At 42.7% G+C, this 23,793-nt stretch carries 19 protein-coding genes; 6 read left to right on the top strand and 13 right to left on the bottom strand.

Going from position 1 to position 23,793, the window contains the following annotated elements; genetic code table 11:
• Positions 1-129 precede the first annotated feature (129 nt).
• Positions 130-1,842 (top strand): DNA cytosine methyltransferase, encoded by a 1,713-nt coding sequence (locus tag KNO90_RS07595; RefSeq protein ID WP_215113360.1) that lies wholly within the window; start codon positions 130-132, stop codon positions 1,840-1,842.
• Positions 1,843-1,998: 156 nt separating this feature from the next.
• Here KNO90_RS07595 and KNO90_RS07590 read toward each other — a convergent pair whose 3' ends face one another.
• From KNO90_RS07590 to KNO90_RS07565, 6 genes are all read right to left on the bottom strand, one after another.
• Positions 1,999-4,044: an AIPR family protein gene (locus KNO90_RS07590; RefSeq protein WP_215113359.1), complete on the bottom strand. Its 2,046-nt coding sequence runs from the start codon at positions 4,042-4,044 to the stop codon at positions 1,999-2,001.
• Positions 4,034-5,011: a PD-(D/E)XK motif protein gene (locus KNO90_RS07585; RefSeq protein ID WP_215113358.1), complete on the bottom strand. Its 978-nt coding sequence runs from the start codon at positions 5,009-5,011 to the stop codon at positions 4,034-4,036. Before KNO90_RS07585 ends, KNO90_RS07590 begins: the two co-directional genes overlap by 11 nt.
• On the bottom strand, positions 4,998-7,760 hold the full coding sequence (locus KNO90_RS07580) for a Z1 domain-containing protein (RefSeq protein ID WP_215113357.1): 2,763 nt from the start codon (positions 7,758-7,760) through the stop codon (positions 4,998-5,000). The genes KNO90_RS07585 and KNO90_RS07580 overlap by 14 nt, the downstream gene beginning before the upstream one ends.
• Positions 7,761-9,173 (bottom strand): ATP-binding protein, encoded by a 1,413-nt coding sequence (locus KNO90_RS07575; protein ID WP_251127399.1) that lies wholly within the window; start codon positions 9,171-9,173, stop codon positions 7,761-7,763. It abuts the gene before it with no gap.
• A 119-nt stretch (positions 9,174-9,292) separates the two neighbouring features.
• Positions 9,293-9,496: a hypothetical protein gene (locus tag KNO90_RS07570; protein WP_215113355.1), complete on the bottom strand. Its 204-nt coding sequence runs from the start codon at positions 9,494-9,496 to the stop codon at positions 9,293-9,295.
• Positions 9,497-9,583: 87 nt separating this feature from the next.
• Entirely contained in the window at positions 9,584-10,156 is a 573-nt protein-coding gene (locus tag KNO90_RS07565) for a class I SAM-dependent methyltransferase (protein ID WP_215113354.1), read from the bottom strand.
• A 193-nt stretch (positions 10,157-10,349) separates the two neighbouring features.
• Here KNO90_RS07565 and KNO90_RS07560 point away from each other — a divergent pair, with 193 nt between their 5' ends.
• On the top strand, positions 10,350-11,042 hold the full coding sequence (locus KNO90_RS07560) for an ABC transporter ATP-binding protein (RefSeq protein WP_215113353.1): 693 nt from the start codon (positions 10,350-10,352) through the stop codon (positions 11,040-11,042).
• Entirely contained in the window at positions 11,035-14,259 is a 3,225-nt protein-coding gene (locus tag KNO90_RS07555; protein ID WP_215113352.1) for an FtsX-like permease family protein, read from the top strand. Before KNO90_RS07560 ends, KNO90_RS07555 begins: the two co-directional genes overlap by 8 nt.
• Before the next feature lie 39 nt (positions 14,260-14,298).
• Here KNO90_RS07555 and KNO90_RS07550 read toward each other — a convergent pair whose 3' ends face one another.
• From KNO90_RS07550 to zapA, 7 genes are all read right to left on the bottom strand, one after another.
• Positions 14,299-14,763 (bottom strand): hypothetical protein, encoded by a 465-nt coding sequence (locus KNO90_RS07550; protein ID WP_215113351.1) that lies wholly within the window; start codon positions 14,761-14,763, stop codon positions 14,299-14,301.
• A 33-nt stretch (positions 14,764-14,796) separates the two neighbouring features.
• A complete protein-coding gene (locus tag KNO90_RS07545; RefSeq protein ID WP_215113350.1) occupies positions 14,797-15,630 on the bottom strand; it encodes an EcsC family protein in 834 nt (277 codons plus the stop codon).
• 255 nt (positions 15,631-15,885) lie between these two features.
• Positions 15,886-16,296 carry a DUF350 domain-containing protein gene (locus KNO90_RS07540; RefSeq protein ID WP_214739542.1) on the bottom strand — a complete coding sequence of 137 codons (411 nt, stop codon included), beginning with the start codon at positions 16,294-16,296 and terminating at the stop codon, positions 15,886-15,888.
• 13 nt (positions 16,297-16,309) lie between these two features.
• Positions 16,310-18,664, bottom strand: coding sequence for an endonuclease MutS2 (locus tag KNO90_RS07535; RefSeq protein WP_215113349.1), 2,355 nt, complete (start codon positions 18,662-18,664; stop codon positions 16,310-16,312).
• Between the two features lie 15 nt (positions 18,665-18,679).
• Entirely contained in the window at positions 18,680-20,374 is a 1,695-nt protein-coding gene (gene polX, locus KNO90_RS07530; RefSeq protein ID WP_215113348.1) for a DNA polymerase/3'-5' exonuclease PolX, read from the bottom strand.
• A gap of 67 nt (positions 20,375-20,441) precedes the next feature.
• Positions 20,442-20,978: a CvpA family protein gene (locus tag KNO90_RS07525; protein ID WP_214739536.1), complete on the bottom strand. Its 537-nt coding sequence runs from the start codon at positions 20,976-20,978 to the stop codon at positions 20,442-20,444.
• An 8-nt stretch (positions 20,979-20,986) separates the two neighbouring features.
• Positions 20,987-21,208 (bottom strand): cell division protein ZapA, encoded by a 222-nt coding sequence (zapA, locus tag KNO90_RS07520; RefSeq protein WP_015881047.1) that lies wholly within the window; start codon positions 21,206-21,208, stop codon positions 20,987-20,989.
• 208 nt (positions 21,209-21,416) lie between these two features.
• Here zapA and KNO90_RS07515 point away from each other — a divergent pair, with 208 nt between their 5' ends.
• The 3 genes from KNO90_RS07515 (at position 21,417) to KNO90_RS07505 (ending at position 23,767) form a co-directional block, all read left to right on the top strand.
• Positions 21,417-22,634, top strand: a complete 1,218-nt coding sequence (locus KNO90_RS07515; RefSeq protein WP_214742345.1) for a dicarboxylate/amino acid:cation symporter — start codon at positions 21,417-21,419, stop codon at positions 22,632-22,634.
• 73 nt (positions 22,635-22,707) lie between these two features.
• Positions 22,708-23,553, top strand: coding sequence for a GNAT family N-acetyltransferase (locus KNO90_RS07510; protein ID WP_215113347.1), 846 nt, complete (start codon positions 22,708-22,710; stop codon positions 23,551-23,553).
• 43 nt (positions 23,554-23,596) lie between these two features.
• Positions 23,597-23,767: a hypothetical protein gene (locus KNO90_RS07505; RefSeq protein WP_215113346.1), complete on the top strand. Its 171-nt coding sequence runs from the start codon at positions 23,597-23,599 to the stop codon at positions 23,765-23,767.
• Positions 23,768-23,793: the final 26 nt, after the last annotated feature.

Here is a 23,793-nt window from a genome sequence, read left to right as displayed (position 1 = left end):
AGTTGATCGAAATAATCCTATTCTTTAATTGATATATTGATTATAATTTCAACTTTTTAAAAAGTTGCGATTGGATGTTTAATAAGCTATGCTGCTAATAGATAAATATATTTTGAAAGGATTCGTGCGATGAAGGAACATGATTATGACCTTATAGACTTGTTTTCTGGGGCTGGTGGATTAAGTAATGGATTCATGCAAACAAATAGATTTAACATTGTTGGAGCAGTTGAAATTAATAAAGCTGCGCAACAAACTTTTATTCAAAATCATAATAACGACCCCAATATAATTCTTAAAGAACTTCAAAGTAACCAAAGTGATATTACTAGAATTGATTTTACTACGTTGAATTTCGACCCCAAAAAAACAATTGTAGTAGGTGGACCTCCTTGTCAAGGATTTTCAAACGCTAATAGGCAAAAAAACTATTTGATTTCCGGAAATAATCAATTAGTAAAAGAGTTTGTAAGAGCTATTAGAGACATAAATCCTATAGCGTTTTTAATGGAGAATGTAAAAACAATGCATTCGCCTGTTCATAAATTCTTCGTTACTAAGGAGCCTGACAATAACCTCAATGATTTTAGCTCTATTAAACACTTAGAAGATGTAAATAAAGCTGATTCCGACAGAATATATCAAGACGATATTATTGAATTGTTAAAGTCAAACAATCAAACCATTTTAAAATTAGTAACAAAATTATTAGAAGAAAATTACTTACCTTCGCCAATTATTAAAGATACTTCACTCATTTCTTTGTTAAGGACATTAAAAAAAAGATTCGAAAAATCTGGGGAATTATCTATTAAGAAACCTAGAGAACTACTTCAAATTAAAAATTTGACGAAAGACTTGTCTTTATACGAAAGTAATCATTCTGATGTAGATAGAATAGTTCAAGATTTACGTTTTTCATTATCTCAACTTTTAGAAAAAGACTTTATCTATTCCTCCAAAAATATTGACTCAATAGTAATCTTTGATGAACTTAATCGCTTATTAACAAGATACCAAGAAATGATTGATGAAAATTTAGAATTTTCAAATTTAAAACTTGTTTTAGATGATAGTGATACATTTAAAGTTCAAGCCAGTGTTTACTCCTATAATGTTGTAGATTATCTACATTCAATCTTTAGACATTACGGTTACACAGTTACAAGTGACATATTAGACTCCTCGGATTTTGATGTTCCACAGAAAAGAAAAAGATTCATTATGATGGGTATCAGAAAAGAAGTAACTAACTTTAATTTACCATTTAAATCATCTGAAATAATTAGAACAGTAAAAGATGCAATTAAAGATTTAGAAGATATAGAGCCTCAAACAGACATAGAAAGCTATAACCCAATCATCTATCCTTATACTGAACATCTAATAAATAAATTACCTATGACTCGTTATTATCGTAAAAATATGGAACATAGTAATACTCTATTTAATCATATTAATACTAATAGTACTCCTCTAATTAAGAAAAGATACCAACAGATTAAAGATAAAGACGGAAAAAATTTTCACAGTTTATCTGAAGATCTGAAATCAAGTTATTCAAATCCTACTAGAACACAAAATACAGTGTATTTGCGGTTAAAGTATGATGAACCTTCACCTACTGTGGTAAATGTCAGGAAATCAATGTGGCAACATCCAAACAAAGCAAGGGCATTGAGCGTTAGAGAAGCAGCTAGGCTTCAATCTTTCCAAGACTCTTTTATTTTTTTCGGACGAAAAGACGAGCAATATCAACAAGTCGGTAACGCTGTCCCACCATTACTCGCCAAAGCATTAGCATCGCATCTTTTAACTTTTTTAGATGCGCCTGATGTGTAACTTTAGTAATTAACTTAGAAACAAAAAACTCATCACTTACAAAATTTAAAACTATGTCATATTTTTATACCGATCTCTGCTGAACCAGTTTGAATATGATATTAAAATATGAAAGAGTAGAGACACCTAACATATTAATAAGGCGTCTCTACTCTTTTATAAAATTAGCCCTTCATTCTTTGCTCTGATATATAAATTGTATAGAATGACAGACTGTTTTTCAGAAGGCAGTGATAATTGAGAATTGTTCATCTTCATTAAAATATCACGTTCTTTAATATTAATACTTTCTCTACTTGCTTCTTCGTTATAATATTTGTTAAGTTTTGTCCAAACTTCCTTCTTACATCCAACTACAAAAGATTGGATTTCTATTCCTTTATCTAATTTTTTTAAATTTTTTTCCTCTCGTTTTAAAAAAGACTGTTCTTTATTACTTAATAAATATTTATCAGGAATAATAGCATCAAAAGGTATTTTCTTTATGTTTTCCCATGCAGCTTTCTTTTTAGACCACTGAGAGATGTTACCCTGCCCTTCTGGTGGAGAAGTGATGACATCATGAATGAATTTAGAAATTTTTTCTAATGTATCCACTAAATCATTTGGGATTTTTTGAGCTTCCCAAACATGACTAAAATTAAAATGTTTTTTATTTTTTTCAGTTAAATATGCTAAATATGATACAGTATATGCAACAATGTTCGCTCTAAAACCACCGTTGTACCAAGATGCTTTCGATACAATGTCCTCTACTCCTCTAAATAATATAACCCTCGCTACTGCGTTTTTATAATACTCTTCAGAGATAGCCAAATCATTCTTTTCGATTTCATTGGTAATGTATTCAGCAAAATTTGAGAAACTATACTGGGCTCCTTTTGAAACAATATCCGGCTTCTGCATCCATGCGTTCTCACATTTCGCTAAAAGAGTTTTATCAATTTTTTTATCCCGTGGGTTAATTTTTTCGAACTTACGTTTTTCAGAAGTGGTTAAATATGATTGTTCATTTAAATATTCTCCTCTTACACGTTCATAGAACCACTTAGTTCTATTTTGTGAGTTTGAAGGAATCCAAGTTTTTTCAGAATACAATTTAAACTCTTTATGAAACGGACTATTTGAAAAGAAGTCAGATTTGTTAACTTTATTCTGGGTGTTAGCGTATTCAGCCACTTTCGAAACAAATTCACTGTGATTTCCAGTCTCAGTAACTACAGAAATCTTCATTTGAACATTAACTTTTGAAATGTCAATTTTACTATTTTTTTTAGCAGCATAAATAGAAGAAGTAGTTTGACCTCCGTTCACAATTTGAAGATTATGAATCTTAGTTATATTTCCATCATTATCGAAGTTTAAGGATGAGGCTGTTGCAGTAATACCATTATTGTAGGCAAAAAACATTTCAGGGGCGCCATCAATAGTATTTTTGATACCTTTATTTATACCTCCCTTAAATTGCAGGAACGTCCTTACATTTTGCTCCAGCAATTTCTTTCCGAATTTTTCATATATATCGTAAAGCTGATTCCCGTTTATATATGCCAAATAAGATTCATACTGATCCGTATCAATAGGTACTTTTAATGTTGGGAGATTCACATCTACTTCAAAAGAAGTATCCGCATTTTGAGATTTGTAATTATTATATAAATACTCAATATCTACTACGATAGGCTCAATTTCAAATTCATTAACTACCAGATTGCTGACACCCTTATAAAGTTTAGAAAGTTGTCCATCAGATATCAGAATAAATCTAACTTTATCTATCTTTTTTTCTTGATATTTTTTATAGATTTCAAATGTCATAGGAAAATAATCAGCTGTTTCTTCTAAGTCCTTGTATAAACCCATTAAAGACTTATCAAAATAATTCCTCAATCTTTTAAATTTTGTTTCAATTGTTTTAGAAGGTATTGTTGATACCATGCTATTTTGAGAAAATTCGCTAATAAATAACGTTAAAATTTTTCTGTCTTCCTCAAAAGAGTAACCTGATACCTCCATAGGTTTGTTTCCCACAAGATGTTCAAAGTAACATAATTCTAAATCTATTGATATTTCTCCTGTTTCAACCAGCTCTTCAAACACTAACTCATTAAAAGCTTCATGAGTTTGAAGTGAATTGCTACTAGCACTAGCTAAAACATCCTGCATAAAACTCTCGTGGAATTCTTTTAAACTAACTAACATTTGTAGGACCCCCAACTGTCATATCAACAAATTCAATTAAATAATCTGTAAGACTTGTCATATCAATCTTGTATTGTAGCGAAACGATTTCTGAAGGAATATCTTGAGGGAGTAACCTTGGGAAATCTTCTTTAATTTCATAGAACTTGATTGCATCTAAATTAAAACTAATTAAATCTTCATCCTTATAAATTAATGGAGAGTAGCCTATTTCCCATAACTTTTTATCAAATTCTTCTATTAATTCTACCTTTCCTTCGTCCCTAATAAAGTTTTTAATAACATTAATCAAATCTGAAACTTTTTTGCCATTAGCAGTCTGTGAAAGCGAAAAAGTACCTAAATACAAGAATTTTTTGTTTGAAAATAATTGGTCTTTAGAAGAAATAGTTATTTTTTCACCCTTTGTTGTAACATACGACTTTATCTCAATAACAGATTTTTCAAAAACAAAATCCTGCTTATCCCCATCTTGTCCGACCCAAGACCTCAAAGAATCTTCCGAACCTAGTTCCGGTAATAAATACTGTTTTAAAAAGAATAATTCTGCAAATAACCCCATTTGCGTTTCAACTGTTAATTTATTTTTATTTCCTTTTTTAAAAAGTTCATGCCATCTTTTTAATCTACTTTGTAGCCTAATAATTAACTGTTTTTCATCTTTAGAGTTAAAACTAACTGCGATAAGATCTTCACAAAGACGATAAAAAAGTTCCCATTCACTTTTTTGTTTCAGTACAAACACACATTGATATTTTGATGTCCCATTGTCATTATAAAACTTTATATCAATATCTTTTAAATCGATACTTTGTTTAGGAAAGTCATAAATTTCGTTTAACGACACGTACAATGCATAATCGCCATTATATTCTACACCCCAAAAAAAATCATAATTACTGTTGGGGTTCACTAACTTCTCTGAACCCCTATTCATTTCATCCCATGGGTTTTTAATACTCGTCATCAGCGTCCTCTTCTTCCCAGATTAAATTCTCTAAATTATCTAAATAGACTTGGTTAACTTTAAGTTTGACGTTCCTGTAACCACTCTGTATGCCTCCTGGAAAACTAATACTGAAAGCTGCCACTTCTATTTTTTCTTCTATATTCCCCTTAGAATTTACTAATGTTCCTTCAACTAAATGAAGAATTAAAAGAGGTCTTTGCAGTTTTTGTCTGACCAGCCTCTTTCTAGACAACTCATTAACCTTATCATCAGACGAATCTTTCTCAATCTGATTCTTATTATTGTGTTTAACCTCAGCTAATTCTTTCATTATTGAATCTTTGACTTCTTGCGAAAGACTAACTTCTTCAGCATTTCCTGAAGAAACTTGACGATTTCTAAATTCATAATGCTTATCACGGATGTCCAGTTTGCGTTGTTCTAAGTTTCCATAGATAAACCCATCCACTTCTATTACTTTGTCACTATTTCCTGTAGCCAGCGCTATATCCCATTTGGTTACAATATCTTGAGCATATCGCTTTACGAAATTTACAGGCATTCGGGATTGTAGCCCAAACTCATCTTGTTCCATATAATATTTATAGTTATCAAGAAATTCGATCACTACTTTTTGATCAATGTTTTTCCACAGATTTTTACTCGTTGAATCCGTCGGATAGGAGTGTAGAACTTTAATAGTATTCTTCAAAAGATCAATATTATTTTGAATATCTTCTGGATTAGAGCTAATCCAACTTGTTTCTTTTAGATGTCCATCAAGTTTCATTTCAAAGTAAATATCTTTAGTTTGCTTTAGTTTATTTCTAGCAGTAACTTGAAGCCCGCTGTCAGGATGCTGTTGAACTGCTAATCCAAAATCACGCGGAGTTAGATTCATACTTGACATTTTTTTCAATTCTTCCATTAAATCTAATGTCGCTTCAATAATGACACTAAAGTTATCAAACATGCTCTCTGTCATGTATACCTTGCATAGATCTTCATAGTTTGGTCGATAACCAAACCATCTCCCCATTTGCATTAAAGTGTCGTAAAAAATTGTCGTCCTTAAAAAATAACTAACACTTAGCCCTTCCAAAGTATATCCTCGAGCCAAACTTGTTCCCCCAACGACGATTACATTTAAAGGATATTTTTTTGGATACTCTAACTCGATTACTCGATCTTTGTGTACTTCTCTAATTTCAATTGTATTTATTATTTCAGTTATACTTCCTAACACATCTTCCCACAAGTATTCAATTTTAGATAAATAATGGTTATTAAAAGTCTTTTTTAAACTTTCAATTTCTTTATTATTTTCACTTAAACCTAAATCCGAACCAAATGCATCAATATTTTTCTTTAATTCTTCTACGTATTTTGAGACAAGTAAGTATATTTCATGATGCACATCTGTATACCTCGTAGCATGTATCATCATACTGTTATGTTTATCTTCTTGCCGTCTTAAACGTCTAATTGAAACGTTTATAATAAAAGTTCTAACTGCATCATTTAAACTTTCTGGAAGTTCAAACAGCTTTAAATCTTTCTTATGCTTAGCTGGAATGTAATCCTCATGATCTTCAATCTTCACTAAATGTTTTTTATCAGGATCTAAAAATATTTTTTCTGCCCCAAAATAATTTGTAGGGGCTTTTAAAGCATATATGAAGTCCTCTGGAAATAAATCTTTTCCAAATTCTTTCTGTTGAGCCTTGTAGTCAATAAAAATATTTGCATATGGTGTAGCAGTATAAGCAACGTATGCACTCTTTCTAAATAGATTTAATAATGCCCTAATTTTTTTATTAATGCTCGTAGGATTATTTTCATCTTTAGTGTTTATTGATGCGTAGTCACTTTCATCATCAATTAGTAACATTGCATGATCTTTAATTTCTTCTTGATAATGTGATTTTAGCCATGAAATCACGTTAGAGAGGGTACTCGTATTCTTTTTAATTACAATAATAAAGGGTCTTTCACCCATATCTAAATCTAGACTCTGCTTAGCTTTTGTTGCATCTCTTTTGTTAAAATCAAATAATTTATTCGTTAAACTCACTGGTGTTTGCTTTTTTTCTGTAGAAGCAAAATTACCCACACCTACTACATCTCCATTATCCCTGCCAATGAAGCTTTCATTAATCCGTTCTTGTGTTTGATTCCTAAGATTATTTAAACCACCTGCAATAACAACTATAAATTTATATCCAGCATCCGCTGCTTTGCTAATAAGTGCAGTATAGTTTCCTGTTTTTCCAGATTGAACATGTCCTACGACCATGCCATAAATGGAAAACTTATCTTCACTTAATGGATTGACTAAATTATTCATAACAACATCTGTATCATCGTCTATAGTTTTTACAACTTGATATGGTAAAGAGCCTGATACATATTGTTTATATCTATTCCAGTGATATAAGTTAGTCTTAATTTTGGTTTCTCGAGTCCACCAAGATGTATCTCTATTTTTTTGTTCTTCACCGTTTACAATATCTCCTCTGTCATGAATAACAGAAAAAATTGATTTCAACTCTTTAATTAGTATATCCCAATCATGAGTTGATAAATCTGTTAAAACAACTCCTTTCGGAGCATTAAAAACAGTAGAGTGCGTATCTGGGGGAATTAAACTAATTAAATCTCTGACCTGATCTACAGCTCCTTCAATGGATCCTTTTGGTAAAGGTTTAGGCTTAGATTCTAAATTTCGAATCACGAATGTTTTAAAGTAACTATAGTCTGTAGACATTTATTCGTCTCCCTTTCTATTTTTAAAGATTTCAGTTTTCAATATCTCACTAATCCTATCATCACTCACTCCTACTTTTCGAAGGTTTTCAATTAGTTCCTTGACGTCCTCATTTAAAAATAATTCATCTTGTCTTACTTTATGAGGCTCACTAATCATATGAGCTTGAATTGAATCAATAGGCAAATAAGCTTCGCACCCTTTCAAGTATGCTTGCATTAAAGGCAATAGTTCTTCATCAATCTTTTCATACATTTCTAATAGCAACGGATGCTTTTTATTCAATTCAAAACAAACTAAACTATCATCAATTTTCACGTTCCAAAATGGATGTTCAACACTTGACCCGAGAACTTTTGCTCGACCTGTATAAGTTCTAGTACCTCGCTCTAATACTTTGTGTATGATTCTCTTCAATTCTTTTTTTATATCTTTATGAGGGACTGCTGTAGATTTCTTAATATCTATATTCCAATAAGTATCCATATCGTTAGAAATATCTATTTTTATTCTGATTAACCTATGAACATCACTAGTTTTATTAAGCCCCCACCAAGTTCCATGAATTATTAAGCGTTGTTCCCTGTATAAATAAAAACCCTGCGATTTTGTATAGCCTTCTTTAGTTGCAAATTTTTTATACTCTTGTGAAGTTAGTTTTGAAGGGTGAGGTAAAATATAAGGTTGCACGCTAAATTTACCTCCGTTAATTTTCAATTTTTCAGTTACAATTTTTTGCGTTGCAAGATTAGGTTCATTGAACGGATCAAAAGGACTTAAAATTTTACCATTCACAGTAATTTTAACTTTTTTTGATTCTTTTCCTTCAATAAATCTATGAAAGACGAGTGATAGGTGATCTTGTAAATTAAAAATTTCATCTGTAAACTCACGAATAATTGATTCATTTAATTTTTCCCATATAACAATCGTGCCTGACATCATTTTTTTTAATTTTGAAAAATGAATATATTCCATTAACTCTTCTTCAGTTGGCGTTAATAAGTACCACTCTCCAGTTTCATAAATGTAGTCTAAATCCCATCTTCTGGTTTCAATTTTACCTAGTTGTTTAGTGATTACTGTTAAAGACTTACACTGTGAAAAAGAAGCTGTCTTAAGACCTAAACCAAATCGTCCTAAATCATTAGTATCACGTTCATCAGTAGGATCTTTACTACCTAATCTCATTGCTTCAATTAGTTCTGCACTATTCATCCCTCTTCCGTTATCTAAAATACTAATTGACTTTGAAGAAGGATCAGCAAGAATCTCTACATCTTTTGCTTCGGCTGACAGACTATTATCTACTACGTCTGCAACAGCTACTTCAAATATGTATCCCATATCTCGCAATGAACTTATAAAATTTGATACATTAGGATTAACTATTTGTTGTTTTTTTTCTTTCAATATAGTACACCTCATTGAATTTGAAAATTTATGGATTTTACTTTATTTTCCCATTTATTTATTATAATTTAAAAACAAACAAAAACCCATAATTGTATTAAATTCCTGGTTGATACGACTTATTCCACCACCTCAAACGCCTTCACATACGCCACATGATCCAGCATCACAATCAACTCGTCCTCAAACTGTACGAACCCATCACTCGCATGTCGAAACGATTGGTAAATCGACTCCAATGCCTCATATCGTGTGTCAGCTTCCACCATATACGTCAGAACTTCCCCATTGACCAAATGGAACTCAATCTCGAATGATTTCATCGTGTTCGCTTCCTTTCGCTCGACCGCTTATTTATTTATCTATTCCCTTTTTAGTAATCAATTGTACAATTCTTTGTTCCTTCAACCTCACTCCGGTTTGATGGCATCAATGATTAAAGAAGGGAAAACAAGCTCATCTCCTTGATTTCGAGGGTCATACTTCTTGGACCGAAAGATGACGCCATCCTCTCCATCCCAATCCTGTTGATGGAATTTTCCATTCTCATCGCAGTATTCAAGTAATTTCACTTCATAGCCCGCCTCTTCAAACAGACTGATGATAGATTGATATGTATGGACAATCTTGTGACTCGCCGCCGGATGATTTTTCGGACCAGGTCCACCGACTTGTACAATCTGTTGATACGACTCATCTGGAAAATATCCATCTGGTACCGCACAGCGAATATAGCCTAAAGGCTTTAAATAGTGATGGCACAGCTTCGCTGCGGTCACTCCTTCTTCATACGTGAGATGTTCCCATACATGCTCGGCTAAAATCGCATTGATTGAATGTATAGCAAAACGGTTTTGCCAAGAACATTCGTCCAATACATCTAATTCTTCTTCTTGAGTATGGATCCAACCTGGATTGTTATTGTACTCCCCCGCCCCAATCACAAGTTTGATTTCATCCGACTTTCGATTCGAAGATTCCACATGCTCCGCTCCTTTTTTACCATTCCTATGTACGCTTACTATTCCGTATATCTATCCGTTACTCCTTTGAAACCAAGATAAAAATTTATCCAGCTATCTAAAGGAAAGTTTTTCCTCTAATCTAAAATAGTCAGAATATTGCGTCCCCTTACATATTTTCACTAATCATTAGGTAAAGGAGAGATTTAACGGTATGGCTTATCACTTCACATGCGAACACTTAACAAAACGCTTTGATACGGGTGACGTCAAAACAGTCGCCTTACAGGACATCAACCTTCGCTTCGAGCACGGAGATTTCATCTCCATCATCGGACCATCTGGGTCTGGGAAATCAACGCTCCTCAGTCTGATCGGCACATTGGACCGTCCGACAGAAGGCACGTTACTCTTCAACGACGAACCGATCTCGACGCTCTCTGCGAAACAACTCGCAGACTTCCGTTTTGAGAACATCGGCTTCATCTTTCAACAGTTCCACCTCATCCCGACGTTGACGGCGCTTGAGAACGTCATGTCCCCGCTCTTCGGACGAAAAGTTGATTACGATGTCCATGAACGTGCGCTCGAACTGTTGAAAGAGGTCGGTCTCGCTGACAAGGTCGATTCGTTACCGTCCCAACTGTCAGGTGGTCAGCAACAGCGCGTCGCCGTCGCCCGCGCCCTCATTCATCGACCGAAATGGCTCCTCGCCGATGAGCCGACGGGGAACCTCGATACACACACGGGTGACGTCATATTTGATCTATTAATCCGCTTGAATCGCGAGAACGGATGTGGCGTCCTCTTCGTCACCCATGACCCGGAACTCGCCGACCGGGCCAAGCGAAAAATCGAGATGCGCGACGGGCAGGTCGTCGCTATGAGCGACGTCCATCATGCTTAAGTTCATTTGGAACTCGTGGTGGCGGAATAAGGAACGATTCATCCTGCTCATGGTCGGGATGCTCATCGTCAGTACCGGGCTCAGCTATCTTCTCGGTGTGACGCAGGCGAATAACGGGACGGTCGTCAACGAGTTACAAAAGCGTTGGGACTCGTCTTATCACATCGTCGTGCGTCCAGAAGGCAGCCGGAGTGTGACAGAGGACTTGAACTTGCTCGAGCCGAACTATATGAGCGGACTCGAAGGCGGGATCACACGCGAACAATACGAGACGATTCAACAGATTGCCGACATCGATGTCGCAGCTCCAATCGCGATGATTGGGTCGACTTATTCGAGCTCGTTCACGCAAACGCACACGTTTGATAAAGCAGGTCTCTATCGCCTCAAGATGAACACACTCATCGATACGGGCATTGAAAAAATCAATGACTTCCAAGATTTGAAAGCTTACTTTTGGGTTGGCTGGATGCCAAACGGTGATTCCACTCACATCGGCATCGGCCCGACCGCCCTATATGAAGAATTCCCACTCAGTTACGGAAGTGATGTCATGCTCGCGGGGATCGACCCGGTCGCCGAAGCGAAACTCGTCGGGTTAGACGATGCCGTACAAGCGACAGCGTTCAGTCGTTACTTCAATGAAGAGGATGTCCCAGAACCTTACGATGAAGACATCACGACAATCCCGATTTTGATGAGTACAAAAGACTACGTCGATGCCTCGATCAACTACACCATCGAAGAAGTCGATGCCGATACGAGAGACCAAGAAGCCTTTATCAAAACCTATCTCGAAAAAGGGAAAGGGGAGTATCTAGATAGCTTGAAAGGCACGAAAGTCGCCTCATACGACTTTACAGCACAACAAATGCACGACAATATCACGAAACACATTTTAGAAGGAACACCACAGCCGCAAGACCCTCGTGTCACGGTTGACTACACTTGGCTTTCCGAGAAGGCATCTCCACTCGTCTATGAAGGCGTGACGAGCCCGTTCCCGAAACGGTGGCCGTACTCGTATCAAATCAAACCGTTCCTCGCTGAGGGTGAAGTGAAGTATGGGCAAGAAAGTATGTATCGTAAGTCCAATTTATACGCGGAAGACCTCAACGAAGTGCCGAAAGTGAAATATAACTACATCGGCTTATTCGACCCATCGAAACTGAAGCTGTCGAAAGATCCGTTGACGGAACTCCCGATGGAGACGTATTTCCCGGCAAGCGCCGAATGGGTCATGAACTCGAAAGACGAGCCGGTCAACCCACCGACGACCGTCAAACCGACGAATAACCCATATAGCTTCTTGACGAAGCCACCTTCAATGTTGACGACACTCGACGCGGCGTTCGCCATCGCCGGTGACAAGGCCATCTCGGCCATTCGCGTTAACGTGAAAGGCGTGGACGTCTTGAATGAAGAAAGTGAAGCGAAGCTCCAAGCAGTCGCGAAGGAGATCGAGGACAAGACCGGTCTCATCACGGACGTCACGCTCGGTTCGTCTCCACAATACGCCGTCACCTATCTCCCTGGACTTAAAGGAGAAAGTTCGCTCGGTTGGATTCAGCAGCCATGGATTAAAATCGGGTCGTCCATCACGATTTTCCAGGAAGCGAAACTCGGCTTCTCCGGTGTCGTCGCGAGCGTCATCCTCGTCGCGATGTTGTACGTGTTCAGCTCGAACATCATCATGCTGTACGCGCGGAAGAAAGAGTTCGCCATCCTCTTGTCACTCGGTTGGCGGCCGAGTCAGCTGTCGAAACTGTTATTCTTAGAAGCCACGATCCTCGGGTCGATGGTCGCGCTCATCTCGTGGATGATTCTCGGGACGTTCCTTTGGACGGCAGCCGGCTCGACATCGATCACCCGTATCTTATTGATTGGCCTAGCAGGACTCTTGATTTACTGGCTCGGGACACTCATCCCGATTCGACTCGTCCGTCGCATCAAGCCATATGAGACGATGCAGTCAGGTGAAGTCTCAAAGGGCCGACGTCTCGGCCGCTCTCGCTCGAGCGTCGGCATGAGCTTGAACCAACTCGTGACGTATTGGCCACGGACGTTGTTGTCGATTCTCGCTATCGCTTTACCAACGAGTCTGTTCGGTTTCTTCTTGTTCGTCACGTTCCGCCTCCAAGGCGTCTTGTACACGACGTGGATTGGGGAGTTCGTGGCACTAGAAGTCGGGACGATGCATTACGTCGCCATGGGGGTCGCCTTACTCATTGCGATGTTGACGACGACCGAAATCATGTGGCAAAACGTATCCGAGCGTAAGCCTCAACTCGCCGTCTTGAAAGCGCTCGGTTGGCAGAACACGTCCATCCGTCGTCTCGTCTTGACGGAAGGTGCGTTGACTGGCTTCTTCGCAGGACTACTCGGTGTTACCTTCACCATCATCATCGTTACGATCATGTATCAACAGTTCCCGACGTCAGAGCTACCGTTCTTGTTTGCGACAATCCTCATTCCGGTCGTGACAGGTGTCTTAGGTGCATTGCTTCCTGCTGAGCGTGCGGTTCGCATCACGCCGGCTGAAGCGATCGGTGGTCATGTCGTCAACCAAAAACAAGTCGAAAAACGCTTCCGCTTCGTCCTCGGGACGACGGCGACGGCACTCGTCGTTGGGATCATCAGCTTGTTCGTCTTCACATCACCAGAAGTCAAGCCGGTCACGGAAGAAGCGAAAGCGACCCCAGCCCCGACCGCACAGACGACGGGTGCGAAACAGGCTGATTTAAAAGCAGATAAACCGAAAGAAGCAAAAGCCACCACATCAAAAGAAGATGATCTTCAAAAAATCATGAACCTCGGAACGTTCCAAACGTTTATCGGGGATCCGAAAATGAAGAAACGTGAGTTCCAAGTTGGTGAACCCGTGTACGCCTCTCCGGACGGGACTGAACCGGAAGCTGGGAAGCGATTCGTCAGTCTACCGCTTACGTTGTATGACAAAGATAAGGGCTATGGTGGCTATGCGGACTATCGTCCGAACGGATTCCGCATGTACACGTCAGACGGCACAGAGTACAGTCCGGTCGACATGGTCAACCACAATAAGAAAGCGTTCCAAGGCGGCTTCCGTTACAAGCCAGGCGAGAAATCCGAAATTGATTTAGTCTTCCTCGTTCCAGAGAAAGCGAAGACGCTCGTCTTGTTCGCTTCGAGTGATGCCATGCCGAAGACCTATACCGTCAAAATTGATGTTCCGTAAACAAAACAACGTCGCCTCCGATTCGAGGCGACGTTGTTTTTATTCGGCTTCTTCTACGATTTCGACACGTACTCCCGTGTCGCCGACTTTCCCTAAATCTTCTACGGTCGGGTCTTCATACGCTAACACATGAAACTCCTGCTCGATTGTACGGATGACGTAATGTGAGAGCGCACCACGGTTTCGGTTCACCGGATGAATCGCCATCCGTTCACTAGCGAATGACATAAGGCGCGATGCGGACAGTTTTACAATCGGATGCTCGTTCCATAACCCGTCTTCTTTCATTCCGTGCTCTTCTTGTGTCCCCAAAAAGACGGCGTACTGTTCGAAGCGGATTCGGATGCGGTCGCGATTAGCGTCCCATGTGAGGAGCATCGTCGGATTCGCCGCTCCATAAAACGTCCACTCTAACGGGTAATACGCCTCATTCTTCATCTGAAACGATTCCATGTCGAGTACGTAACGCTCGGTCGACATCAAGTAGTGTAAGTCTAGATTCATGAATAATCCCCTCCTAGAACATACGATATCTCCTTATATGACTTCCCCGTCATTACGTGATCCCTCATCAATTTCTACAAATTCTGCTTCGATGATTTCAAAATTTTCACGCTTGACTGCTTCCACACTTTCAACAAACTCCGCTTCCGTCATGTTTACCCCTTCTTCAAGCGCATGCATGAGGCGATTGCCCATCTTTGTCATCAATGAGTACGTGATTCCTCCTGAAATGACACCACCTGCGAGTGGAATCATCTTCGAAATCCCTTTAGCGAACGTGTCTTTCGTCATCTTCACCCCAATCATCGCTGACATTTTCTTGATGATTGGATAGTACACCGTTTTCATCAATGCTTTGTTCGGGATCTTTTTCAAAGCTTCTTTCGAGAGTTGTGCGGATAGTGCCTTGATGGTAGCCGTCGCACCGCCCACGCCGAACATGACACCTAAAAAGAGAATCAATTCTCCATTCACCCGTTCGACATCTAGTTCCCCGTCTTCCCAAAAGTCATCGTACCCATATAAATACCCGATTTCTTGCGCCAAACGGAGGGCGAAACCGAAGAATTGTGCCGTATCGGCCGGAATCGTTGCGGCGAGACCGATGCCTCCAGGTAGACCGGCTGCAAACGATGCACTCGAACTTTTCATCGTCTGATTGGTAATATTTCGTTTCGCTACTTTTTTGATGACTGAAAGAGGGACGTTCGCCTCAAGCGGTCCCTTCTCTATAATCTCTGCCAACTGATTCGCCGGCACGTACTTGCTAAAATTTTGAGCTAAAAACTCTTTCCGGTTTACTTTCACCCCAGGTAATTTCACTGCATTCGTCATCAAGACTTCAAACACTTCTGACCCGTTCGCCATGACCCACACCTCAACCTTCTTATGTATCTCGTTCCATAATCTAGTTTCAGTATATCGATTTCCTCACACGAATTGTAAAATATTTTCCTTTCACCTATATATTTTATATTCAAGGTTACCAAAATCAAAAAAGGGAGCATCCAAATGGATGATCCCCTCGTCTCTCAATAAAACATATACCAGAGTGCCGCTGCCACTAAGAACAGCCCGGCCCCGATGAACAAAATCTTTGCCAATCGTTCGTATACCATGTCTTCACCTCACCAATGCCGCGCCAACGACGAGGGATACCCCGATCGACAGCAAGAATGCCAACAATCCGACAGCAATATTTCCTTGTTGAATCTCGTCGTTCACCTTCAATGTCGGTGTCAAAAATTCAAATAACCAATAAGTCGCCAGTAGCAATAGGAAACCGAATCCTCCACCGATGAAGATATCGATCGTGCTCTCATGATAGCTCTCGACGACACGGAAGATATTGGCGAGACCGACAATCTTCCCACCTGTCGCCAAGGCGACGGCGATATTCCCTTTTTGAATCTCGCGCCAATTGCTGTATGGCGTCGTCACCTCGAAGATGGCGAGACCGACAATAATCATCAGTCCTGCCATCGAATAAAGTCCGAACGACTCTAGCATAACCGCAAACGTTAACGTGCCCATTCCCCGACTCCCTTTACTTTAGTTCGACGACCGTGACTCCGAGTCCACCCTCGCCCATTCCTCCCGGGCGCTGGCTCTTCACGTGACGATGTCCTTTTAAAAATTCTTGTGTCGCCTGACGCATCGCCCCGGTACCTAAACCGTGGATGATGCGGACGTTATCATAGCCCGACACGAGCGCTTCATCGATATACTTATCTAGACGCATGAGCCCTTCCTCGACACGGACGCCACGAAGGTCGAGCTCGGACTTCGTCGAGCTCTGTCGTTTGAGCGAGCTTCCTTTCGATTGAAGCGGCTTCTCTTTCGATGGACCGATCTTCTGAAGGTCGTCCGCTTTGACGTTCACTTTCATGATGCCGACTTGGACGTTGTACTCATTGTCGTTGATTTGTTTCACGATGTAGCCTTTTTGGTTGAACGTCGTCACTTTCACTTCTTCGCCCTTACTGAACGTACGTTTCTGCTGGGCTTTTTGTTTCACTTTTTGGATCTTTTTCTCTTGAAGCGTCGGTTTGGCCGACTCGAGCTCTTTCTTCGCTGCGATAATCTCGTGCTCTTTGACGATTCCCTGTTCACGTAGCTTCTTCAAGCGGTCGATGACTTCGTTCGCCTGACGCTTCGCCTGCTCGACGGCCTTCTCGGCTTTCGCCTCGGCCGCGCTATACAAGTTGTCGCGTTCGCGCTCAAATTCGGTCATCTTCGCTTCAAACGCTGCCTGCTCTTCTTCGAAGTCATGGCGTTTGACGATCAATTCCTGTTCGAGCTGTTCAGCACGTTGTTTCGCTGCTTCAAGTTCGTTGATCATCGATTCGACCGACTCCGCGTCACTACCAACGTGGCTACGCGCCTTATCGATGACTTGCTCAGACAGTCCGAGACGACGACTGATCTCAAAGGCGTTCGAGCGACCCGGTACACCGATTAAAAGACGGTACGTCGGGCTGAGCGATTCGATATCAAACTCCATCGAGGCGTTCATGACACCCTCGCGGTTATAAGCATACGCCTTCAGTTCCGAGTAATGCGTCGTCGCTGCGACACGTGCCCCGCGGCGTTTCACTTCATCTAAGATGGCCATGGCGAGCGCGGCCCCTTCTTGCGGGTCCGTACCGGCACCGAGCTCATCGAAGAGGACGAGTGACATGAAGTCGATTTTGTCGAGCATGCCGACGATGTTTGTCATATGCGAGCTGAACGTCGAGAGACTCTGTTCGATTGATTGCTCATCCCCGATGTCGGCATAGACCGCGTCAAACACGGAAAGCTCTGTCCCGAATTCTGCCGGTACATAGAGACCTGACTGCACCATTAACTGAAGGAGTCCGATCGTCTTCAACGTGACGGTCTTCCCGCCGGTGTTTGGTCCGGTGATGACGAGTGACGTGTAGTCTTCCCCGAGCTCGACCGTGATCGGCACGACCTCATCTTTCGGGATGAACGGATGACGTGCCTGCTTCAATTTGATTTCCCGATTGTCGTTCAACTTCGGCTCGGTCGCTTTCATCTCTTGTCCGTAAGCGACTTTCGCAAAGATGAAGTCGAGTTCGGCTAATACATCGATATTCGTCATGATGGCATCATGCACCCCACCGACCTCGTTCGAGAGCGCACTTAAAATCCGATCGATTTCAGCACGTTCCTTCAGGCGAACTTCTTGAATCTCGTTGTTGATGGAAACGATCGCTTGTGGCTCGATGAAGAGCGTCTGACCAGAAGCTGACTGGTCATGGACGATCCCGCCGAACGCCTGGCGATACTCTTGTTTGACCGGTACGACATAGCGGTCGTTTCGAATCGTGACGATGGCGTCTGAGAGCATCTTCGCATTGTTGCGGAGGATGTTGTCGATGCGTGACCGGACACTGCCTTCAAAGCTCCGGAGCTGTGTTCGAAGTCCACGGAGTTGTGAGCTCGCCGAATCTTGGACCGTCCCTTGGTCGTCAATCGCCTGACGAATCGCCTGCTCGACCTCGATGAGCTTCGTTAACTTGTCCGCATACTCGTCAAGGCGTGGAATGCGAATCTCCTCGTTGTCCTCGTGAAACTTTTCAAAGAAGTTCTTCACTTGGCGACCGCCATACATGACGGCAGCGACGGCGAGCAACTCGCTCGTCGAGAGGACCGAGCCGATGGCGGCCCGCTTCACTTCCGCACGGACGTCCGTGAGCCCACCGAGCGGCAGACGGTCATGAAGACGAACGACCTCAGTCGCCTCTTTCGTCACATTCAAATTTGAGAGCACCCGATCGTATGAGTAGTCAGGTTGCATCTTCAGCGCCAAATCTTTTCCGAGCGAGCTCGCCGCATGACCGGCAAGCTGTTGACGCAATTTTTCATATTCTAATACGCGTAACGCGTGGTCCATCTAGCATGTTCCTTTCTATCGCTTCGCCGCAAAGAACGCCTTGGCGTCTTCAAACGTGAAGCAGTTGATAATATCCGATGGTTCGAGATAGGCTTTCCGGGCGTGCAACACACCGAGTGCCATATCTTCCATCATATCTGGGTGGTGCGTATCCGTGTTGATCAACACTTTGACGCCCGCCGCCTTCGCCTTCTTGAGTGTAGAGGCTGTCAAATCGAGGCGGTTCGGGTTGGCGTTCAACTCGAGCGCCGTCCCCGTCTCTTTCGCGAGTGCGATCAACTTGTCCTCGTCGATCGGATAGCCATCCCGACGACCGATGAGTCGACCCGTCGGATGGGCAATCACGTTGACGTACGGGGAACGGCAGGCGTTCTCGAGACGTGCCATGATCTCGTCGACCGATTGGTCCATCTTCGAATGGATGGAAGCGACGACATAGTCGAGCGTCTCTAAAAATTCTGGTTCATAGTCGAGTGTCCCGTCAGGACGGATATCCATCTCGACGCCACGCAACACGTTCATGTCGTGTGTCTTCGCGGCTTCTTGGATTTCTTTCCCTTGTTCCACAAGTCGTTCCTCCGTCAAGCCATTGACGAACGTCAAATACTTCCCGTGGTCCGTGATGGCCATCCATTCATAGCCGCGCCCTTTCATCGCCACGACGATCTCATCAACGGTCAACTTCCCGTCCGACCAGACCGTGTGCATGTGTGCGTCAGCCTTGATGTCCTCGAGCGTGACGAGTTTCGATAAGTCGTGCTCGAACTCAGCATGTCCCTCCCGAAGTTCAGGCGGGATGAATGGGAGACCGTACCGTTCGAACAATTCTTCTTCTGTTTTTGGTTGCCACAACCCATCTGCCGTCTCGACTCCGTATTCGGAGATGGATTCCCCTTTCGCCTTCGCGAGTTGGCGCATACGGACGTTGTGGTCTTTTGAACCAGTGAAGTGGTGAAGCGTCGCAGCGAACGCATCCGGCTCGACCATACGGAAGTCGACCGACACCATCTCCTCGCGTTCGAGGACGAGCGAGACTTTCGTCTCACCTGCCGCAATCACCTCGTTGATGAACGGCAAGGCGAGTAGCTTCTCACGCAGTTCAATCGGTTCCTCGGTCGCGATGATGAAATCGAGGTCTTTACATGTCTCTTCGGCACGGCGGAAACTTCCACCGACCGAATGACGCAAGACGAGCGGTTCCTTCTCTAACACCTCATTGATCTCTTCAACAATCGGTCGCATGACTGCGTACGCTAATCGTTCTGGACGTGACTCAAGGTTCTTCGCGGCGGCAAGCAATTTCTCCACACTCTTCGCCCCGAAACCGGGTAGTGATGCCGCTGTCCCGTCTTCAAGCACACGGATGAGCGATTCCAAGTCGACGACGCCGACTTCACGGAGTTTAGCGAGCTTCTTCCCACCGAGCCCTTGAATCTTCAAGAGCTTCATCAGACCGAATGGGATCTCTTCTTGGAGCGCTTCAAGTACTTCACTACGCCCTGTATCCCGATACTCCTCAAGGACGGCCGCCGTCCCCTTTCCGATTCCTGAGATCGACGTCAAGTCATCGATGTCCTCAAGATCGAGGTCTGTGTTCTCGAGCGCTGTCGCCGCCTTTCGGAACGCATTGATTTTAAACGGGTTCTCCCCTTTGATTTCCATGTATTGCGCGATTTTTTCGAGCAACATCATTGCTTCTACTTTATTCATACGCTTCCCCCTCTTCACACAGAAAAGACCGAGACACAAGCACTAGCTTGCATTCCGGCCTGTCGTGTCACAACATCTTATTTGAAAACCAATCGGATAGATATGGCGTGTCTTGAATGATGTATGTCGCTAGCGACGAGTTGTCGACGGCGTTTTGTACGCTCGCCATCGGCACGAACGCGATCACCCAAAGGATGAAGAATGTGATGACGTACGCCTCAAGGAACCCGAGAACGGCACCGATCACACCTTTTAATTGGCGTAAAATTGGCAAGTCCGTCAAGAAGTCGAGCATCGCCAAGATGAGATGCAAGACGAGCTTCGTGATGAGGAACAAGACGACGAACCAAAAGACGTTATAGAATGTCATCTCAATCCCCGACAGGGAGTTGAGATCCAACACGCCACCCGGCAGCGTTCCGTCTAGCTGAGACGGATACGGGATCCACAGCTTAAACGCTTCCGCTAACTCTTTATAGTACGTATTGGCGACAAGAAAACTGATGATAAGCGCGACCCAATGGCCGAGCTGTAGAATCGCGCCACGGCGAAAACCGTTGACGATTCCAATAAATAAGAAAAACAGTATAAGTAGCGTAACCATGGATTGATTTATTCTCCCATATTTCGTTTAGTTTTGACGTGGTCGCTCGCGATTTGAATCGCAGCCAAGACCGCTGCCTGACGAGCATCTAGATGAGGGGATTGTTCACGAATCTCGCGGATCTTACTGTCGACCAAAAAGCCTACTTCCCTCACATGATCAGCGGGTTCTTCGCTCACGATCGTATAGTCTTGACCCGCAATGTGAATCGTTGTTCGTTGTAACTGCACGCGCACCCCTCCTTTACGTCTGTCAGCATTAATCATAACATCGTTTTTATATTAGGAAAAGGAGAAGCCCCTTCCCTTGATATGTACAACATTTTCTATTACCCTTCTTCGAAGTCGTCAAACGTCTTTCTTCAACAAATTTGAAAGAGATGGTGGCATCATATTGTGAAATGTGCGAAAATATCAACTATTCAAACAAACAGAAAGGATGATTGATTTGAAATTACGCATTGGCCTCTTAGGTCGCATCATCATCGCGATCGCTTTCGGGATATTGCTCGGGAGCATCGTACCAGAAAGCCAGAACTGGATCGTTCGGACGTTTGTCACGTTCAACACGGTCTTCGGGCAGTTCTTAGGCTTCGCCATTCCACTGATTATTCTTGCCTTTATCATCCCGGGAATCGGGGAACTTGGAAAAGGAGCAGGAAAATTAGTCGGACTCACCGCTCTTATCGCTTATATTTCGACAATTGTCGCAGGGACGCTCGCATATTTTGCGACGAGCAACTTATTCCCACAAATTTTGACTCGGTCGACAACAGAAGCCGAGAATCCTGAGGAAGCTCTCCTCAAAGGGTTCATGGAATTTGATATTCCGCCGGTATTCGGTGTCATGACCGCACTCATTTTAGCTTTCGTTATCGGAATCGGGATTGCCGCAATCGAAAGCAAACGGTCACTTGACCTTGCCATGGATTTCCGCGATATCATTGAACTATTGATCAGCAAAGTTATCATTCCACTCTTACCATTCCACATCGCCGGAATTTTCATGAACATGACGTACGCCGGACAAGTCGCTGAGATCCTTTCAGTGTTCTCGCTTGTCTTTGTTACCATCATCGTCCTTCACTTGACGATGCTGATGATTCAATATTCGATCGCAGGTGGACTCAACAAAGAGAATCCGTTCAAGTTGCTCAAGACGATGATGCCGGCTTACTTCACAGCCATCGGGACGCAATCATCGGCTGCTACAATTCCAGTCACACTTCGTCAAGCGAAGTTGAACAACACGGATGAGGGGGTCGCGAACTTCGTCATCCCGCTCTCAGCAACGATTCACTTGTCAGGGTCGACGATCACACTCACGTCGGTCGGTGTCGCGCTCATGTACTTGAACGGCATGCCGATGTCTTACGCCATCGTGCTCCCATTCATCCTCGCACTCGGGGTAACGATGATTGCAGCACCAGGTGTACCAGGTGGGGCCGTCATGGCATCACTCGGGTTGTTCGGATCGATCCTCGGGTTCGATGCGACGATGCAAAGTTTGGTCATCGCTCTTTACTTGGCGCAAGATAGTTTCGGGACAGCAACAAACGTCACAGGTGACGGCGCCATCGCGAAGATTATCCACTATTTCAAACACAACACAAAACTTCTCGACAACACAGCGTCGAAACAAGAAGAGATCGCATAATGAACGACTCATAAACGGGCAAGCCATTAGGTTTGTCCGTTTTTATCTACATATTATAAAAGGAGAGAACCATATGGAATGGATTGAATGGAAAGACCCGAACCACTTCTCAGATCGCGTCATGGATGCATTGTTGAAGGAAGAAGCGAAGAACAGTCTGATGATTGGCGTATTGAACAACGTGATACAAGGCGTCTATGAGACCTTTCATCAATTTACCGTCGAAGCAGAAGGTGAACTTCTCGCCATCCTGCAGGTGACACCACCACATCCGCTCCACTACATCGTCGTGAATCAAGAACGGGAAGATGAGCTTCCATCTTTCATCATCCCACACCTTCTCGAAAACGAGATTCCCTTCACCGAAATCGTCTCGGAACGTGCACAAGCCGAACGGTTCGGGAAAGCGTGGCAAGAGATCACATCTGGGTCGAGCGAGATGTTCATGTCCCAAGGGCTCTATCGACTCGATCGTGTGGAAGACATCGAGATGGCGAACGGTCATATGCGTGAAGCGACGGCAGCCGACCAGGCACAACTTGAGGCATGGTACAGCGCCTTCGAAGCCGAGTCGGGTCTTCGTTCTTCACCACCCGAGAAAGTAACAAAGGCCGTACAGGCGATGCTCAAGCGAGAAGAGGCCGTCTTTTGGGAAGTCGACGGCCAGCTTGTCTCATGTGCGAAACGTGCTCGTCCGACCGAGAATGGAATCACCGTCTCGTTCGTCTATACGTCACCTGACGCACGTGGAAGAGGTTACGCGCGAAGTTTGGTCGCAGATCTTAGTCGTCAAATCCTCAAGACGAAAGCGTTCTGCGTCCTCTATACGGACTTGACGAATCCGACATCGAATAAAATTTATCAAGAAGTTGGTTATCAACAAATCATGGAATCTGCTTGGGTCCGACTTGCTAGATGAAACGAATCGCCTCCCCTATACTATTAGGTGGAGGCGATTTTTCATGAATAGATTCCGTTTCATTTGGGTTTCGCTCGGCGTGGCAATCCTTCTTTATATGCTAATCGTCGGAGGGCAGAGCGTCCTCGATAACCCAAATGTCGATACGCTATGGCTCAGTGTGATCGGTGCTGCGCTCCTGACGTTCATCGTCTATCGGACAATAAAAAAGTGATCGACGCGTTCGCCGATCACTTTCTT

Origin of the sequence: Exiguobacterium sp. s63 (genome assembly GCF_018617335.1) — a bacterium.
In the GTDB taxonomy this organism is placed as follows: Bacteria; Bacillota; Bacilli; order Exiguobacteriales; family Exiguobacteriaceae; genus Exiguobacterium.
This window is presented reverse-complemented; position numbering and strand designations above follow the sequence as displayed.